Genomic DNA, 19,173 nt, shown 5'->3' with positions numbered 1-19,173 from the left:
TCAATCTAACTTAATTTTACCTTAAATCACCAACCTTTTATGAAAATACACCCATGTGGACACTTCTGGGTTACTCCAACCACCAAAAAACCAATCCTAGCTTTGTTGGTCATCCTACTGCATTTGGGAACAATAACGCTATTGCAGGCACAACCCATTCATAAGCCAGCAACGGATGACCCCACTTTAAAACAGTCAATGGATTCAGTGTTGGTTTGGCATCTTAGTTATCGACTTTCAGCAGATGTAACGAACATGGCCTCTAAAGCCAAAATTAAAAATGGCAGGATTCCAACCGCTTTTAAAGTCCTAAGTAAAACAAGCAATAGGTTAGAACCAAAAGATAGTCCAGGTCCTGCATTGGATATTTGGGTAACTGACTCCCTGGAAAGGGTAGAATCTGTCAGCATGTTGGGCAAAACAACATTTCTAATCCATAAAAATGACAGTCTGCAAAGGCAGCTTCAACTGGACCGGACAACACAAACGGCCTATTTAGGTGTGATGGGTGTCCCAACTGTTAGCCTTGTAGGTGACTCTGTCATAATAATCGATCCAAAAGATTTCAACTTGCACCTGACGGATAAAACCGATACCTTACTGCATATGGAGGCTAAATATGCCTATTATGATTCAAATACTCCTTATGCGGATAAACAAATAAACGTCTGGTACACTGACAAAGTCCCCGCAATATACTGGGCTAAATATAGCTACCTGCGAGCATTGCCAGGAGCAGCATTGGTCATTTTAGCTACGGTAGGCAAAGCACAGATCGGTATTACCTTATCTGCTGCCAGGCAAGTTCTGGTAGCAAAGGATTTTTTTGAAGTGCCTAGTGGCTATAAGTTGGTTGATTACAGTCAACTGCAGCAAATCGATAGTGCGGTGGATAGCACAGAGCACTTGGATACAACCCAGGATCCGCCCATATTAGGTCAAGACTAGGTTAAGATCAGGTCAATATTAGGTCAAGATCAGGCGACTAACTAATGGTTAAAAGGCGTCGATTCAATAATATATAGGGCGAATATGTTTAACTTAGTCCGAAAATTTTACGCAATATACTTATTCTTACATAATACTTCATACCACAAAAAGATAAATCACATTTTTATTGAAACCACATAAAAGTAATTCGACGCCTAAGAATTCTGTGATGCCCGATTGTGCTACTTTGCTGACCTTGGGCAATTTAAGTAAATATTTACAACATTTAGTTTAACGATAATTGTCTTGGTTTGTGGCCTGTTTTATGTAATTTCATTGATGATTAAGCACAAAGGTAGAAAGCATGTAACTGGTATCGTATGCTTTAAGAAAGCCAAAAAGAAATTCATTTTATGCGACCACTACTTTTACTTAAAAGGCAGAGCGGTTAGCAAGAAGTCCTTAAGTAGGCTATTTTTTTCAGCTGGACTAACCTTAGGGGTGCTGTCACTTTGCAGCAGTACATTTGGAGCTACTGGACAAGTTGAGAATAAAAACAGAAAAAAAGAGGTAAATAAAACTTCTATTGCTACTCGAGCCATATCCAATGATAATACGAATGGCAAGTCCAAATCCCAATCCCAATCCATTTCCACAGACACCTCTACAACAAGGAACTGGGGGGCAGACTCTTTAAACGCAGGTATGGATACTTCCAAGTCGCCCGACCATGCCGGTATTACGCCCATGGATCAGCCAATGCCATTACGAGATAAAAATGATCCGCAGTTATACAGTGGCCATCATTCTAATATGGTTTCTGACAGTATAAAACGACCATTGCAGCAAACAGATTTACAACTCATCCCTTTTCAAGACGCAGCAGGTAAATGGGGTTATTTAGACCGTTCAACCCGAAAAGTCATGATAGCTCCCTTTTATCAATGGGCAGATTTATTTGAAAATGGAGTCGCTATGGTAACTCAACCCAACCTTCAATACGATGGAACCACTGGAGGCAATATGCATAACGAGGCAAATCTCTACGGTTGGATTGACATGAAGGGCGAACCCATATTCAAACCCCAATTTACCAGGGTGTATGATGTGGAATCTCATCTAGGACAATCAAAGATTCCAGGTTTAAAACTAGTGGAAACGCCAGACAGAAAATACGGCATAATTGATCTTGAAGCAAAAGACTGGGTCGTTAAACCGGGACTGCATACCGATTTTACTTTTTATGACAGAACACATTATTTGGCTGATAAAAAAGTCTTCGTAGCCGATGGTAAAACATTTCGGGCACCCGAGGGATGCATCATTACCGGCGTGGATCTGAAAAATAGATTGTTTGATATTGAAAAGGGTAGCGATCTCCACAAGGGAATTGCCCGTTGGGATGGCCAGGTTATTATTGCACCCAAATACATGGATATTGAACCCATCTATGCCCACAAACGATATTTGGCCAGTCGGCTCAATAAAAGCCTGACCGGGGCTGCACTTATGGCCCTTTTGCAATCCAAGGACGCTTCCGTCAGGGTGATCAGTGAATTGATAGATCCATCAGGAAAAGTACTGGGCAGTTACCGCTCAGATTATACGGCAGAGGCTGTTCAGGATAGTCTGGGGGTATATACCAGAGGTGACAGTAGTTTTTACTTTAGTCTGGAAACGGGCGCCGCTGTGCCAGCTCCCGCGTCAAAAGACGCCAGCCAAGGCGACTTTATGCTTTTTAAAAAAGGACTGTTATGGGGCGTTAGTGACCTAAGTGGCCATAAGATTATTGTACCACCTCTCTACACTGAGCTGCAATTTATCAATAACCATCTAGTAGTGGCCACTAAAGCTGAGGGGGATTTTAGGCTAAAAAAGGGTCTGATAGATCTTAATAATAGCGGCAAAGTGGTCATTGACTTTGCATATGATGGATTGGAATATGTAGCTGCCAAGGACGGTCCTGGTCCCCACTTCAGGGCCTATAAAAATGGGAAATATGGGATATTGGACATGCAAGGTCATGTTATTGTGCCTATCATTTATGCTAACACGGTGCTATTTAATGGGCAAAGAGCAGAAGTTTATAAAGATTACAGGTCCGGCGTAATTGATCACAATGGTAAAGAGATTATTGCGCCCAAATATAAAACGATTTTTAGCTCTAAACTAAGTGAGCGTAGTGGGCAGGATGCAAATGATGAGTCGAAGACAAGGCGTGCACTACCAGAGTACTACGCTGTCCAAAACGAAATGGATAAATGGGGATTGATGGATAGTACCGGCAAAACAGTTATTCCATTTGATTATGGCTATGTGAGCACTGGCCCAGAGAGCTTTGCTAAAGGCTGGGTCAGTATAGAAGATACATCCAGGCAACATCACGGCAAATTTAATATCCTGACAGGCGTAAAGCTCCCACCTGTTTATGATATTATAAGGATATATGACAAATATATCATAGTGGCCAAAAGAAAAGGGAATGTTTATAATTATCAATTATTGAATCCAAATGGTCAGCCATTGACTGATAGTAGTTATACAGGGATGGATTATAACGAAGCTGGCCAATATTTATTATGTCAACAGGGCAGAAAATATGGGGTATTGGATGAAAATGGCAATATCTTAGTACCTTTTGTTTATGATTACCTGTGGCCCCAAAAAAGCAATCTGCTTATGGCAGAAAAGAAAGACACTTATGTATTTATAGACACAAAAGGAACAGTTTATAAGCAAAACACCAAGTAAAATCTTAAAATGGATATGTGTTGCGGTCAATAGAATTTGATTGACTAAATGGGACTATTAAAGGATATACTTTGTAAGAAACTTGGCAAATAACTTTATAAATTATTTCGGGGAGCATTTCCAGAAAATAATCCTTCCTGAAAATAAAATAGCCCTCCGTTTCAATTATGAATATTCATAGATAAAACAGGGGACTATCTTAAAAATACGCATGGACACTAGTTACCGTTAGGCCTCTTTTCCGCCTTATGCCATGTCGGATGCAACTCTACAGCTGACCCGTTAGCTGGATGCCATATCTTTGACATACACCCCCCAAAGCTCAAGAGGATGCCAATTAAGATACAAGCTGTACCTAATAAACTGGCAAGCTTATTCAGACAACCATTGGCACTTGCAGATGCGAAGTTTTTGTAAACTTCCATGCCGTATTGATTTCTGCGGTAAAACCTGCGTCTTTTGACAAAGTATTTAATAGCAATCCCGATACCTATCATTATCAGGCCAGGACTGGACATGGCAAATAAATTCATGGCGATTAAATTTATTTAGCAAAGATAGATAATTTTATTAGTATTGCAAAAATTGAAATGTTATTTCAAAAAAGTGTTCATTTTGATTGGTTCCCCCTATAAAACAAAAAAGTGCTATCGGTTGATTCGCTGGATCAATATTAAGTTCAATTCCCAATTGGCTTAGGACCAACGAATACTAATTTAACGCCCAAATACGCCTTTGAATACTCATTTGGGCAGCTAGGTTTCTTAATTGCTATTTTGCCCTTTATATGACACAATTCATTAATTTTATATAACTTACACTTGCAAATCAAACCTATAAAACCTTTATATGATTAAAATCATTACTTTTTTCTCACTATTTACAATAGCTTCATTATCCGGGTATAGTCAGCCACCAGATAGCAGTTCAATTACACCCACAGAAAAGGTATATGGATTATCAAAATTTTGGTCAGAAGTTAATTACAATTTTGCCTTCTATGATAAACTAAATAAAGCGCAATAGGATAGCACTTATCAAGCGCTCATTTCTGAAGTCCAAAAATCTAAGAGTGATTATGCATATTTCAGATTATTGCAAAAGTTTTGTGCTTTACTACACGATGGGCATACGCAAATCTATTTCCAGATTATACTGCAAATAAATTCAATAGGTATGATTTCGGAGCTTATAGATTAATTATAGCGGATGTTGACGGTAAAGCAATCATCAGAAATGTCAACAAAAGCAAACAAAAAGAAATCCCCATAGGCAGCCAAATAATTAAAGTAAACGGCATGCCTACGGCCGCTTATATCAATAAATTTGTCAAGCCTTTTATATCTCAGTCAACACCAAAAACCTTGGAGGTAGAATCAATAAGAGCACTGTTTCTAGGATTCCCTGGGGACCACTATAATATAAAACTCAAAAAACCGCAGGGAGAAATAATTAGCTTAGGCCTAACGCACGCAAAACCTGAAAAAAGCGAATTTTACCCTGCCATTCAAGACCAACCTTTATTTGAATACAAGCCCTTAAGCAATAACATCGCCTATATAGCACTCAATTCGTTCAATAATGCAAAAATAGATACAGAATTTTTAAATAAGCTTCCAAAATTAAAGACAGCCAGTGCAATTATCATCGATCTTAGGAATAACGGTGGTGGAAGTGGTGATGTGGCACTAAATATTGCCCAATATTTTATTCAAGGGGATATTATATATAACGAAAAGGTTCAAACAAGACGCCTTATAGCAGCAGATAGGGGAGTCGGCTCCTTTTTTACCCCTGCTGACACGGTTAACGGAAAACCAGACTGGGGCTTAACCAAGCAACAAGTTATTAATTATTATAATAAGTACATTGGTGACGATTATTTTACTTATGAGAATAGAGCCGTAGCACTGGATCGTGTCCAAAAATTATTAGTTCCAACCGTAATACTAACAAGTTATGCAACTGCGTCCGCTGCCGAAGATTTCTTGATATTTACAGACGGTCAAAAACAAATCACTAGAATCGGCGAAAACTCAAATGGAAGCACCGGACAGCCATTACAGGTCCAATTACCTGGTGGAGGCTCTGCATGGATTTGTACTAAGAAAACATTTTATCCAGATGGCAGAGAATTTATAGGTATTGGCATTAAACCGAATATAAAAGTAGTGCAAACAGTTCAAGATTTTATTAAAAATAAAGATGTCGTATTGCAAAAAGCGGTGGAATTTTTAAGCAAAAATTAAAATGGTATTTTCCAAAACATAGTTTCAAGTATATTGATACCTGGCGAGGTAAAAGCAGGTAGTTTTCTGTTTGAACTCGTTGGCTATATCCTAAAATAAGCCTCCATTAAAAACAAAATTGCCTGATGCAGCTACCATTTAATCTACGCCAGGCAATTTTATTGAGTTGGAACACCTATCCCTATTTTTGCAATGAGGCCAGAAATTTTAAAAGATCTGCTCTATCAGCTTTAGAAAGCTGCACAAACTAATCGCGTAATTTTTCAGCCTTTCCGCCATGCCAGAGGATCGCCTCTGTCATGGTCCGAGCCCCGCCATCATGTAAATAATAAGCTGTGCCGTTTGTTTTTTGGAATAGCCCGATGCCCCATAATGGACAATTATGTTAACTGGCCCAGGTAATGGTAAATTGATGGCGACCATCCAGATAGTCATAAGAGACACTATAGCCATGATAACTGGCGATGGTTTGAACAATAGAAAGTCCAAGACCATTTCCTTTTTGCTTGTTATGTCTGACAAATCTTTTAAAAATATTGTCTGCCGGAACTCCTAAGGGAGAACCCGGATTACTAATTTGCAACCTGTTTGCAGACAGCTTAATGGCTATAATGCTCCCTGTCGCACTGTACTGAATGGCATTGGTTAATAAATTACCAACCATAATTTTAAAAAGTGCTTTATTGGTACCTGCTAAAACAACTGGTACTTGGCAAGATACTACTTTTAATTGTTGATTTTTGGATTGAGCTAGTAATGCCAGATCTTCAGAGACTTCCTCAATCAAGGGCTCTACTTCTACGGTCTCCTCACTACCAAATTGCTTGTTTTCAATTTTACTCAGTAGTAACAGATTACTATTGAGTTGCTGCATCTGGTCAATCTCCCGGTACATGTCTGCGACCAAACTACCTTGTTCATTACTAAGGTTTCGATCCTGCAACAGTAATTCTAATTTGAATTTAAGTACTGTGAGCGGCGTTTGGAGTTCATGCGAGGCATTTTCTATAAACTCCTTCTGAGAATAGTAAGCCTGTCTCACCCGAATAGAAAGCTGCTTAATGGAACTACTAAGCTCCTTGAATTCCAGGATTTTGAGAACTTCGGGTTGCTGGTTGCTATTTGAGTCAATATTGAAAGCCTTTAGATAGCTCAATGATTTGTAAAAAGGTCGCCAGATTCTTTTATGGATCATATAATTGATGACCACCGTACCGGCCAGTAGGAGCAGCAGAATACCCAGCTGGATAATCAAAATAGCCTGAATCAAATCCTCTTTCTCAAACATAGAGGATTCTATGCCCACTACATAAGGCTTGCCCATTATTTGCACTTTTTTTTGCAGTATCCGAAAATCTTCCATTTCCTGGCCATTAGCTGGCTTTTTTTCTATGGTAAAAGGCTTTCCTATAAAATGGACACTGTCAAAAGGTTTTATCTCCAGATCATTATCCAGCTCCTGCCACAGCCTTAGATCTGCCTCCGTCTGAATGATGCTAAGGGTAGATGGGAGCTGGGCCGCTTGCATACGAAGATCTCTATCTATTGAATGGACAAAAATATTGTTCAATAGTATATAGAAGACTGGAATGCTGATTAGCGTCAATAATGAGGCAAATAATAAATGTCTTAAGGAGGTATAGTGTAATAATTTCATGGATCTAAATCATGGTGCCGTGCTCATGGTTTAACTATTATATTGTCAATATTGCCATATTTATTGTCTATTGCTAACGGATCAGCGCTTTTGCCTTTTAATTTTAAAGCCCAAAGCGCTTTAAACTATTTAATTCTTTGGTGAGTAAGGCACCTCCGCTAAAATTAATCATTGTAACAACAAAATTCAATAATATTTATTATTTGACCGTTGATGCACTAAATTTATATCCGGTGCCGTAGATGGTTTTAATACAGCCACCCATTGTGAGGAGTTTCTTTTTGAGGTTTTTGATGTGAGCATAAATTATATCAAAATTGTCCAGATATAATGCAGAACCTCCCAAAAGATGCTCTGCTATCGCATTTTTGGTAATGACCCGACCTTTATTGATCATTAAAAATAAAAGTAGTTCATATTCTGTTTTCGTCAATTGGATTTGCTGCCCGCTTACACTAGCTGATCTGGCCAGTGTATCAATCACAATATCCTCAAAATTAAGGGTGCTTTCTCCCTGTAGATACCTTCTTCTAATGACAGCCTCCACTCTGGCACAGAGCTCTGCTAGGTGAAAAGGCTTGGCCAGATAATCATCTGCGCCCAGTTTCAGAGAAAGTATTTTATCCTCCAGCGCATCTCTGGCCGAGATAATGATCACGGCATCCGTTTTTTTATCCTGTTTTAGCTCTTTTAATAGTGTAAGTCCATTACCCTCCGGTAAATTAATGTCCAATAAAATACAGTCATAGGTAAAATCCTCTATCATTTGTCTACCCTGGGAGATATCAGCAGCAATCTCGCAAAGGTAGTTTTCCCTTTGTAAGTATTGCTGAATGCTTTTTGCCAGTTCTAATTCGTCCTCCACAATTAATATTTTCATAATTTGTCGCCTGGATAAAATAAAAATCCATTAAGTAAAGTTAATAATTTTGATTAAGATCAGCTCTGCCCCTGATGTTTTGAATTGTGCTTTTTCTTATTATCAGGGAACAAAGAACCTGACAAAATCTGAATAAAATCTGAATTTCCAATCATGCTCCTTAAATTATCGTATTACCGGAGCCATCCATCAGGGCAATTGAATCATCGTATTTATTTTTGCGCACGCTTATTTTTAAAATTAAAAACTTTTTTATGTGGTGGACCTATGCATTGCTTTCAGCCTTATTTGCAGCACTGACTGCCGTCTTTGCAAAAGTAGGAATAAAAGGGGTTTCCGCAGACCTGGCAACAGCTATCCGAACGGTTGTTATACTGGTTGTGGCTTGGGGTATCGTACTGTATAAAGAGCAGTGGCGCGGTTTTCACTTACTAACCCGCCAAAATATTGTTTTTCTGATCTTATCAGGAATCGCCACTGGACTGTCCTGGATTTTCTATTTCAAGGCACTTAGTCTGGGTAAAGTCTCGCAGGTGGCTCCAGTAGATAAATTAAGTGTCGCCCTGGCCATCGTATTGTCCATAATCTTTCTAGGAGAGACACCAGATTGGAAAACACTTGCAGGAGCCGGGCTCATCATTGCCGGCACCTTTGTTTTAATTCTTTGATTTTTTACTTAAAACAGTTACCTGCTGTTTTTGATATAGTCTATGTTGTAAAAGCCAGGAAGTTGTCTGGTAATAGCTAATGGCTGTATTGATCAAACTGTCAGCAACTAACTGAGTCGGAATTTCATCAAAATTGCTGATAAAACCACGGGGCAACCTTTCTTTTTGGCTGGCAACGCTGACATGGTAAGCTTTGATCTGCCTGACAGGCGACAATATAGTAAGTGTACTATCCTGCAAATACCCCAAATCCTGATAAGTTGCCATCACGGCTCTGGGTTGATAGGTTCTGCTAAGAACATTTTGCCCAATAAACTTAGACTGGTAACGAAGGTGCAGCAAGGAAAATACTGTGGGCATAATATCTATTTGTGACATTAATGTGGTCACTTTTTGGGGAGCAATAAAACCTCGGCTGTATACCATACAAGGAATGCGGTATTTTTCCAGCGGCAAAGCTACTTTGCCACTAGAAGAAGCGCAATGATCGGCTACAATTATAAAAACAGTATTGTCAAACCAGGGTTGCTTCGCTGCCCTGGAAAAGAATTGCTTTAGCGCGTAGTCCGTATACATAACGCCGCCTTTTCTGCTTTTCGCATCACCCGGTATGGCAATTTTACCATCAGGATAGGTAAAAGGCCGGTGATTGGAGACAGTCATCCAGTGCGCAAAAAATGGTTTACCCGAACCAGCATCCTGATTTAACACATCCAATAGCTTTGCAGCCATGTCCTGATCACAGACACCCCAGATATTGGCGAAGCTGATTTCTGACGGACTAAGACTACTGCGATCAATAACCTGATAACCGTTGCCAGCAAAAAAATCCTGCATATTATCAAAATAACTGTAACCGCCGTAGAGAAATTGCACCGTATAGCCTTTTTGCTTAAGTATACTACCGGTAGTGAATTTATTCTTATTATCCTTTCTTTTAATAATACTTTCGCCAGGTGAAGGTGGAATACACAGTGTAAGCGCTTCCAGCCCTCTGACTGTTCTATTGCCAGCCGCATATAATTGAGTAAATACCAGGCTTTTATCCGCCAGTGAGTCTAAAAAAGGCGTCAAATGGTCTGTATTACCATAATGGGCAAGATAATCAGCGCTTAAACTTTCTACGGTGATTAAAACAATGTTTTTATGTAACTCCGCAGAACTGTCCTGCATCATTTTTCCCCATCCCTGCTTTCTAATGGATGGCATTTGCCAACCCAATCTTCGGGATAAGATAGCGGTAGCTGAATCTTGTTTTATTGTTGGATAAAACTTCGTATAGCTTAGTTCATTGTCTTTAAATGCAATATAAAATTTATAGGGACCATCGGCCCCAAGTTCGCTTACGTATAGATTACTTGTATTGTCAGCCTTGGTATATATGGGTAAAATCCAAATGGCTAGTAGACAGCCTGCCATTAACGCTATTAATAAGCTGAGTTTAGTTCTAAAAGCAGGCAGCAGGGTCAGGTAATCAAAAGTTTTCCGATAGATAAAGATTGTAATAAACAGGGCAAAAATGCCCAGCACCATAAATAATGGCACGACAGGGTAGGATTGAAGAATATTGCCGATTACCTCATTTGTATAAATCAGGTAATCAACAGCAATGAAATTATAACGCACCCCAAACTCCTTCCAAAAGAAGTATTCACTGAGTGCATTTATGAGGATTGCTCCAATATAAATAAACAGCGTAAGTCCATAGAGCCATTTACGGATACTCAGCCGAGCAGTAGGGTGCCATAGCATCCAGGCAAATAGGAGAATTTTGATAAGTAGAAAGACACCTACGATATCCATTAAAACACTACCATATGCTTTTATGGGGTTGTTACTCAAAAGGATATACAACAACAAAAACATTAGGCCACTCAAAATAAAGTAACCGTAAGGCTTTTTGAATTTATTTTCAGAGAGAAAAAGCAGGTAAAGCCATAGCGGAATACTGAGCAGTAAAAACACCAACAAATTGGGCACTAAGCCGCCTACAATCGTATACACAAAATCTATCAGATGAAAACTACTGCGCACTTGGGCGTCCGATAATAAAATTATACGCAGCAGCGTACAAACAATTAAGTAAAAACCTGTAAGGTAAATAAATGGTTTACTATATTTTAAAAAGGAGCGCATAATTAGCGTTATTTGAATGTAGGATGTTTATGCCATTTATAATGATGGGTCCAATAGGCGAGTTTCATAGACAGTATACCAAGAGCCGCTCCCACGAGCACGTCACCAACATAATGTTTGTTGTTGGCGAGCCGGAGCATACCAACACCTGTCGCCAGTCCATAAGCTGCATAAGGCATCCATTTAAATTGATCCTTGTATTCCATTGAAAGCATGGTAGCTGTTGCAAAGACCTGCATACTGTGACCGGATGGGAAACTGTATCTGTTACTTCTGTCGGGGCGCCACTGGTGCACCGTATGTTTTAATAAATAACCGCTGGCGGTAACCAAAATTTCTGCCTTAATCAAAATAGCTGTCCGGTTCTTAATATCGGTTTTTGAGGATACACCCAACAGGTCCAGCCCATAAGGAATGACCGCTGGCACATATAAAAGGGCATTGTCGGCTGCCGTATGAAAGCCCGACAAATGCTTGTCATGAAAGCTTAATTGTGTGTTTTTAAACCCAGAACTGAGATCCATGGCAATACCTGCACCCATTAGAATAGCCGGCATGGTTAATTGAGGCTTACTAAAACGAAGCACCGGACTTGGAGTTAAGTACTTCTCCTTAATATTACGGTGCCCCTGAAAGGAGCTGTCAGGTATAAAAAAAGACTGACTAATTATGCAGGTATCCTTTTCCGGCATTTGGGCCTTTAAGGGCAAAGTATTCATAACCAGCCCTAAGTGCAACAAAATCAATAATAATCCTGGGAGCGCTGCGCGCTTTACCTGCTTTTGCCCGGATCCAGTCATGCCATAATATTTTTGCAAATGTGATTAGAAATCCTGAAAGTATTCTGAAGAATTTACAGTAAGGCCCAACAAAATGGATTTGCTTTCATAATTGCAGGGTTATAAATTCAGATGCGACTTTTACAAGCAATTTAAAATGGCAATTTAGGGTTAGTTTTTTAGTAATTAACTAATTGACATTTAAATGACTAGACAAATTTATGCAGCAATAATTGAGTTTATATTTATCTTCCATCTCAAAGTGAAACGGTAGTTTTGTGTTTTTAATTTAAAATTTAATTTTATCATTGTTAAACATGTTCACTGAAAATGAAATTATTGATTATGAAAGACTTAACACCACAGCAGGCCGCATCCTCGAACGTACCGCATACATTGACGCCTTATCATTGGAAGAGGGAACGGGAATCATTAGAGGAAACTCAAAAAATGTTGAAGCAACCCTACTCCTTGCCGGAAATGCGGGAACAGATAAAGAGGAACAAAGAAAGTATCAGGAAAATCTCCTGAGAATTTATGGGATGGATACTGAAATATGGGTTCAACAGGAACTGTTCAACGAGGAAAATTATTTGAGCGAAGGTTCAGAGGCGAAGGTTTATTACTCACCCAATGCTGGTTTTGTAAGGAAGGTCGTGGATTACAAAAGATATTCAAGGACTCCTTTTGAATTTATGATCAATAGAATTGGATTACACAATTACCTTTTTGCAAGTTCTCCATATGAATTAATCGGTTTTACGAGGACAGAAGATTTTATGGGGAATAAAACTTTCGCATTTATCATTGAGCAACCATTTATTAAAGGCAAATACTTGGAAACAAAGGAAGATAACAAACTATTTTTAAAAGAAATGGCAACTAGGGGCAATGAAATAAAATTTGAAAATAATAAAAGAGTCTTTTACAATGATGATTATATAATTAAAGACCTTCATCATGAGAATGTCATTTTTACGAATGAAGGAATGTTTAAATTTATAGATCCAGTCCCCTCACTCAATCCTGCATTCAGGTCATTTGGCAGCGAAGGAGTACGGTTTTTGAAATAAATATACTTTGTCTATGGATTTGCAAGGTAGAAGTCTAATTCAAAATCAGCTTATTTTTTATTGATACTACTTTACTGTTGGCTTGTTACCGAAGGACACTTGGTTAGGTAAATTGACTTCAAAAAAGCAGCAACTTCATATCATACAAAGCCCTGATAAATATAAATTATCAGGGCTTTGTATGTCATAAAATTGGAGAAGTTGTTCAATCTATTTGCCCAAACAAATCACTGAATTTGAATTGGCCGGCTGAAGGCCTGAGAAAAGATGCCAACTGTATATTGGGCGGTCTCATTTAAGGACAAGTTGATATTGACCGTTCTTGTTCCCTGAGCCGAATTATGTAACAGCTTTACATAAATCGTGTCATAGGCTTCCTTCGCCTCGGGAAAGGTCATGGTATAGACACTGTCTCCTTCCATCTTTAAGACACTGCCCGATTTATCTACAATATCAAAATCTACGCCCACTTTAGCCGGATCTGTGATGCCGGTATAATCAAGCTTGTAATGAGCGACAGCGTCATAATTGCGGGTAAAGGCAGAATGAAACTGAACGGGCAATGCCAGTAAACTGGTCTGGGAACGATCCACCGAAACAGGTTTGTTGTTCCAGGGCATAAAACCAACATAATAATAATTGTCATATTCTGGGAGCCCAGCTGGATAATCCACCTTATTGCAAGCCAGCATGCCAAAACTAGCGGTCATCAGTATAAGTAATAGAAATATCAGATATTTTTTATTCATTTTCTTCATTTTTAAAAGTCAACAATTTTTTTAGCCGTCTGTTACCAGTTCGGATTTTGGGTGACCTGATTGCCACTAAGCGATATTTCATTGAGCGGTACAGGATAGAGATAATCCTTACTGGCATCAAAAACCCTTTTGCTGGCAGGTTCTACGATCAGGATACTATCTGGCGTCAAATTAAGGGAACTGGCCTGTGTGCCTGTCCATTCATCCGCACTATAACGCGCACCCAGGATATCTTTTGGCAATAAATTCTCCGCGGTCTTCCAACGGATAATATCATCATAGCGAAAACCTTCCAATGCAAGCTCTACCGTTCTTTCCCGGCGAATCTCGGTGCGCATATCCAACCCATGCGTCTGGACAAAACTATTGGTCAGATGTACCGGCATATTCACCCTGTCTCTAAGTTTGTTGATGGTTAAATCCAGATCGGCGTCACTGATGGAACCATTCAGCTCAAATTTAGCCTCGGCATAAGTCAGTAATACTTCAGCGTACCGGATCAAGGTTTTATCCACCGTAGCCTTGCCCAGGTTATTCCAGTCGTCCAGGTTAAATCCTTTTTTACAGGCATAACCAGTACGAACAGCTGAAGCGTTGGGTACCCAGGGTCCTTTATAAGCTTCTTCACCCATCTGATAAACCGTCATACCCAACCTAGGATCTCTATTCTCGAAAATAGAATTATAGCTGGTTTCCGGAACCGTTTCTGGGGAAATGCCCCAGGGAAGACCATCCGTACACAGATAATAGGAGAGCAGGTTCCTGGTGGGGGCAAACCTGCCGTTCTCCATATTTCTGGAGTTGTCATGACCTACAATAACATTCGTATAGGTGCCATTTTGGATCGCATTGGAACCATATACTTTCACAAAAACATTTTCTTTATTAGCAGGTCCGTCCGCTTCATGCTGAAACATTCCTGAATAACTGGGATATAGACTATAATAGTTCTGCTGCATTACAGCACTTGCGGCATCTACCGCCTTTTGCAGATTGACTTTATAATCTTCATCCGTTCCATGGAATTTTGCAAAAGTACCTTCATAGAGTCCTACTCTGGCTTCAAAAGCAAGCGCAGCGCCTTTGGTTACCCTGCCGTAATCGGCCGCCGGCAACGCCGACTGTAAAGGTAGCCACTTGGCCGCATAATCCAGATCTGCGTATATGGAGTCTATGACCACTGCTCTTGGTGTCCTGGGCATCTGAAGGCCTGCATCGCCTACATCCAGCGTATGCATTACCAAAGGTACATCACCGTATTTTTTTACCAGCAAAAAGTAATAATACGCCCTGAAAAACTTTGCTTCTGCATAGTACCGGTTACGGATATCTTCAGAAACGTTGGCCTTACCGCCTTTTTCCAGGATATTATTAGCAGTGAAGATCTGATCATAAGGGTTATTCCAATCGCTTTCACTTGTATTGGGAACAGCTCTGCTGCCATTACTGATCTGATTCTGGCCTGCATCCTGTCCATAACTATCATCGGCTCTGTTATCAATGCCATACCCGGCTAACTGTTGATAAAGTCTATTACAGGCACTCTTTAAATCTGTTTCTGTATTCCAAAAACTGGCATCCGAAAAGGTTGTTTCTGGTTTTCGGTCCAGACTGCAACCGCTGCTTATTACCAGCGTTGCAATACATAAAAAGGCTATATTTTTAAATATTTTCATCACTTTGATTTTATTTTGTCACATAAATCTTAGTCAGGCCATTAAAGATTTAACTTAATAAGACTAACTACAATTTCCTTAAAACGTCATATTTAACCCAAAGGCCACTACTCTGTAGAAGGGATAGGCAGCCGCCTGTACACCATTTGGCACTTCTGGATCAAATACACTCAGCACCTTGGTATGTTCCCATAGATCCTGTCCGGATACGTATACTCTAAGCCGTTGAATGATTGATTTTTAAGTGGAACGCTGTAGCCTAGCTGAACATTTTTAAGCCGGATATAAGCACCGTTTTGCAACCATTTATCAGAGGGCTCAAAATTAAAATTGGAACCCTGATATTCTCTGGGAAAATAGGCGTTTCTGTTGTCCGGGGTCCATCTGTCCATCATAATAGACCAAGGCATATTGGAGGTGGCATTTAATGGATTCATAGTGGAGGCGTCGATTAAAAACTTGCGCTGGCCAACACCTTGGAAAAATGCTGAAAAGTCAAAGCCTTTCCAATTGACGCCAAGATTCAACCCATAGAGATAATGACCGTTGGCGGTGCCTAAATAGACTAAATCTCCCGGATCTTCAGGCGTACCACCGCCGGCGTCTATTTTTTTGTTGCCGTCCAGATCCAGGTATTTAACATCACCAGGGCCGACATTTGCATTATTAAAGGATTGCACACCGTAATTGGCATAGTCATCCGCATTTTGATAATAGCCGTCGGTTTTATACCCCCAGATCGTATTGAGGGCATAACCCTGCAACAAATCTATGGTTCCACCAGTACCAATGGAATTCTGACCACTGTATTTGATGAGTTTATTCTGGTCATTGGAGATATTAAACCCAATCTGATAAGATCCATTTCTAAAATTATCCTTCCACTGCGCATTGAATTCCCAACCCCAGGTTTTGAGTTCGCCTACATTAATGGCAGGAACATCAATTCCAATTATGGCTGGCAATGGCAATTGTGCCAGCATGTTTTTATTCTTCTTGATATAATAATCAGCCGTGATATTTAAACGGTTACTTAATAGACCCAGGTCTAGCCCGATATTGGAGGTCTGGACAATCTCCCAGGTTTTGGTAGAAGAAGCCAACTCATTTTGATAGAGGTACTGCGTTTTCTGGTCATTGAAGTCCAGATCGGTTCCCACACTTAACAGCGGAATATAATCATAGAGCCCAAGTACAGACCCATTACCCAGTCTTCCCCAGGAAGCACGTAATTTTAAGGTAGAGACAAAAGGCAGGGCATTTTTGATAAAGTCTTCTTTCGCTAAATTCCAACCAGCGGAAAATGAAGGGAAGGCGCTCCACCTGCTTTCCGGAGATAGTCTTGAACTCCCATCATAGCGCAGATTAGCTTCAAAAAGATATTTATCCTTGTAGTCATAATTAAACCGACCAAAATAGGACCCCATGGCCCAGGTCTGGATATCATCCCCATTGGTCTTGGTCAACAGGTCCGCATAGTTGAAGCTGAAAAAATCGTTGGTGATCATCGAAGTGGCAGAGGCCGACATCTCATCTTGACGATACTCTTCAAACTGCCACCCACCCATGATTTTAAAATGATGATCCTCATTTAAGTTTAAATCATAATTGAGGTAAGCCTGCATATTGTTATCATAGGATTTGTTCTTAGTCTTGCTCAGGGAGTTAGGTACATTGGCCGTAAACCGTATGGTATTTGTACTTCTGCCATACCAATACAGGCTTCTTTTACGAGACTCCTGATTATAAAAGCCCTGAGAGCGGGAAGCGATAATATTGAGCGACAGGCCTTTAATCAGATCATGGATTTTTAAAGCCGCCTGGCCATTAAAAACTTCGTAATTCTGGGTTTCCAGTCCGGCATTCTTTTCAATATCCACCGGATTTACCTGCAGATCACCATTATAAATCTGACCAGTCTGGTCTTCTGCGGGAACATATAAGGATTGACGGGTACGGATTCTGTAAAGCCTTTCAACAATACTGGTTTCTCCGTAGGAGTTCTGATTAATAAAGGAACCAGCATAGCTGGCCTTTAAGGACAGATCCATGTATTTATTCATCTCGCTATTGACGTTCAGCCGGATATTATAGCGGTGATTATCATCCGGACCGTATTTTAGGATACCCCGTCTACTATAATAGCCTCCCGATAGTAAATAGTTCAGTTTCTTCGTCCCTGAACCAACCGACAAAGAGTAGTTCTGGCTGGGATTATATTTATTCATGCCTTCCTGCAGCCAGTTGGTATTATCGTAATAATCCCAACGGTCTTGACCGGATATATTAGGCCGATAATCAAAATTTGGATTTTTTAGCCATTGCAACTGCTCATCTGAAAACTCCTTGGCGCCCGTAGCATTAAAACGCGCCTCATCAATTAAAGTTTGTTCATCCCAAGAATTGAGCCTTTGCGGTTGCCTGGCCGTAATATCAACACCGTAATAGGCATTAAAATTGACCCTGGTAGCACCAACAACGCCTTTTTTTGTGGTAATCAAAATTACCCCCGCTGCAGCTCTGGCGCCATAAATGGCGGCAGCCGCAGCATCTTTTAGGATGGATACATTTTCAATATCATCCGGATTAAGTAAAGTCATATCGCCTTCAATGCCATCAATAAGCACTAAAGGAGAACTGCCATTCACTGAGGAAAAACCCCTGATGCGGATACCATAACTTTCTTTACCCGGTTGTCCGCTGCTTCTGGTAATGGTAACACCAGGCAAGGCACCTTGTAAGGCTGCTACGGCATTAGGGACAGGTTTATTGGAAAGTTCCTTGCCGCTAATGGTGGCTACCGCACCTGTCAAATCTACTTTCCTTTGTGTACCATACCCCACAATGATAATAGAATCCAGATTGTTCACTTTTGGCGTAAGTGTAATATGAACCTCCTTTTGGCCCTTTAAGGAAACCTCTTTGTTGTTGTATCCCACCATACTCACGATCAAAGTAGCATCCGCATCATCTACGCTTAGTTCAAAATGACCCGTCAGGTTGGTTATTACTGCTTTAGCGCTACCCCTGACCGATACGCTGGCACCTGATAATGGCTCCCCGTTAGGATCAGTGACCGTTCCCTGTATACTGATAACTGGTTTTGCGGCGACCGCTGCCTGTAAATTGGGCGGCAATTTTTCGTAGCTGGGCACCTTGTTTTTTGAAATCACAATAGTCTTATCCTCAATGGAAAAAGTGAGTTTTTCCGGACCAAGGATTTTTTGGAGAAACTGCTTTAGCGGTTCCTTTTTGGCATGTACGGCGATGGCCTTGCTATTTTGAACATACCGATAATCGCAGAAAATCACAAAACCTGTTTGTGCTTCTACCTCCTTAAAGACATTTGCCAGCGTCGTCCTTTGGGCATTATAAGTTACCACCTGCGAGGTTACCTTCGCCGTGGCACTTAACATACAAAAAATAGTCAGAATAAAAGTCAGTTTCATGACCAGCACTATTTTAGTGGGGTGAATCATTGAGGAACTGGGTACTGTTTTTTTAACAGCAATATCCCTGCGGTTCCTGTTGAAGCAATGCGCCCGGGCTTTATCTGCTGTACTTAAGCAGATCTTCCGTTGAATTTGCATACTTTTGTAATGGTTTGAGGTTAAAC

At 40.2% G+C, this 19,173-nt stretch carries 13 protein-coding genes and 1 pseudogene; 5 read left to right on the top strand and 9 right to left on the bottom strand.

Annotation, left to right across the window (positions count from 1 at the left end):
• Positions 1 to 39: 39 nt before the first annotated feature.
• Positions 40 to 948 (top strand): hypothetical protein, encoded by a 909-nt coding sequence (locus FSB73_RS19885; RefSeq protein ID WP_146786273.1) that lies wholly within the window; start codon positions 40 to 42, stop codon positions 946 to 948.
• Between the two features lie 321 nt (positions 949 to 1,269).
• Positions 1,270 to 3,681 (top strand): WG repeat-containing protein, encoded by a 2,412-nt coding sequence (locus FSB73_RS19880; RefSeq protein ID WP_146786271.1) that lies wholly within the window; start codon positions 1,270 to 1,272, stop codon positions 3,679 to 3,681.
• 218 nt (positions 3,682 to 3,899) lie between these two features.
• On the opposite strand, the gene FSB73_RS19875 is transcribed toward FSB73_RS19880, so the two are convergent.
• On the bottom strand, positions 3,900 to 4,214 hold the full coding sequence (locus FSB73_RS19875; RefSeq protein WP_146786268.1) for a hypothetical protein: 315 nt from the start codon (positions 4,212 to 4,214) through the stop codon (positions 3,900 to 3,902).
• A gap of 831 nt (positions 4,215 to 5,045) precedes the next feature.
• Here FSB73_RS19875 and FSB73_RS19870 point away from each other — a divergent pair.
• Positions 5,046 to 5,930, top strand: coding sequence for a S41 family peptidase (locus FSB73_RS19870; protein WP_158639627.1), 885 nt, complete (start codon positions 5,046 to 5,048; stop codon positions 5,928 to 5,930).
• Between the two features lie 247 nt (positions 5,931 to 6,177).
• Here FSB73_RS19870 and FSB73_RS27785 read toward each other — a convergent pair.
• The 3 genes and pseudogenes from FSB73_RS27785 to FSB73_RS19855 form a co-directional block, all read right to left on the bottom strand.
• Positions 6,178 to 6,297, bottom strand: a pseudogene (locus tag FSB73_RS27785) (di-heme oxidoredictase family protein); the annotation flags it as partial.
• 18 nt (positions 6,298 to 6,315) lie between these two features.
• Complete coding sequence (locus FSB73_RS19860) at positions 6,316 to 7,587, bottom strand: sensor histidine kinase (protein WP_146786261.1); 1,272 nt, start codon at positions 7,585 to 7,587, stop codon at positions 6,316 to 6,318.
• Between the two features lie 199 nt (positions 7,588 to 7,786).
• Positions 7,787 to 8,467: a response regulator transcription factor gene (locus FSB73_RS19855; RefSeq protein ID WP_146786258.1), complete on the bottom strand. Its 681-nt coding sequence runs from the start codon at positions 8,465 to 8,467 to the stop codon at positions 7,787 to 7,789.
• 254 nt (positions 8,468 to 8,721) lie between these two features.
• On the opposite strand from FSB73_RS19855, the gene FSB73_RS19850 reads away from it, so the two are divergent.
• Entirely contained in the window at positions 8,722 to 9,135 is a 414-nt protein-coding gene (locus FSB73_RS19850) for an EamA family transporter (RefSeq protein WP_146786255.1), read from the top strand.
• Here the strand turns inward: FSB73_RS19850 and FSB73_RS19845 are convergent.
• A complete protein-coding gene (locus tag FSB73_RS19845; protein WP_146786252.1) occupies positions 9,124 to 11,271 on the bottom strand; it encodes an LTA synthase family protein in 2,148 nt (715 codons plus the stop codon). The two genes, FSB73_RS19850 and FSB73_RS19845, sit on opposite strands and share 12 nt — an antisense overlap.
• Positions 11,272 to 11,279: 8 nt before the next feature.
• Positions 11,280 to 12,071 (bottom strand): phosphatase PAP2 family protein, encoded by a 792-nt coding sequence (locus FSB73_RS19840; RefSeq protein ID WP_146786250.1) that lies wholly within the window; start codon positions 12,069 to 12,071, stop codon positions 11,280 to 11,282.
• A 296-nt stretch (positions 12,072 to 12,367) separates the two neighbouring features.
• Between FSB73_RS19840 and FSB73_RS19835 the strand changes: the two genes are divergently transcribed.
• Positions 12,368 to 13,123, top strand: a complete 756-nt coding sequence (locus FSB73_RS19835; protein ID WP_146786247.1) for a putative polyvalent protein kinase domain-containing protein — start codon at positions 12,368 to 12,370, stop codon at positions 13,121 to 13,123.
• A gap of 227 nt (positions 13,124 to 13,350) precedes the next feature.
• On the opposite strand, the gene FSB73_RS19830 is transcribed toward FSB73_RS19835, so the two are convergent.
• From FSB73_RS19830 to FSB73_RS19820, 3 genes are all read right to left on the bottom strand, one after another.
• The gene (locus FSB73_RS19830; RefSeq protein WP_146786244.1) at positions 13,351 to 13,872 is read right to left on the bottom strand and encodes a hypothetical protein; all 522 of its coding nucleotides are present in this window, start codon (positions 13,870 to 13,872) and stop codon (positions 13,351 to 13,353) included.
• Between the two features lie 41 nt (positions 13,873 to 13,913).
• The gene (locus FSB73_RS19825) at positions 13,914 to 15,557 is read right to left on the bottom strand and encodes a RagB/SusD family nutrient uptake outer membrane protein (RefSeq protein ID WP_146786241.1); all 1,644 of its coding nucleotides are present in this window, start codon (positions 15,555 to 15,557) and stop codon (positions 13,914 to 13,916) included.
• 170 nt (positions 15,558 to 15,727) lie between these two features.
• Positions 15,728 to 19,147: a TonB-dependent receptor gene (locus FSB73_RS19820; protein WP_158639626.1), complete on the bottom strand. Its 3,420-nt coding sequence runs from the start codon at positions 19,145 to 19,147 to the stop codon at positions 15,728 to 15,730.
• Positions 19,148 to 19,173 lie beyond the last annotated feature (26 nt).

The organism is Arachidicoccus ginsenosidivorans (genome assembly GCF_007971385.1).
In the GTDB taxonomy this organism is placed as follows: Bacteria; Bacteroidota; Bacteroidia; order Chitinophagales; family Chitinophagaceae; genus Arachidicoccus; species Arachidicoccus ginsenosidivorans.
Note: the sequence above shows the minus strand (reverse complement) of the source record. Positions and strands in the feature narration are given on the sequence as shown.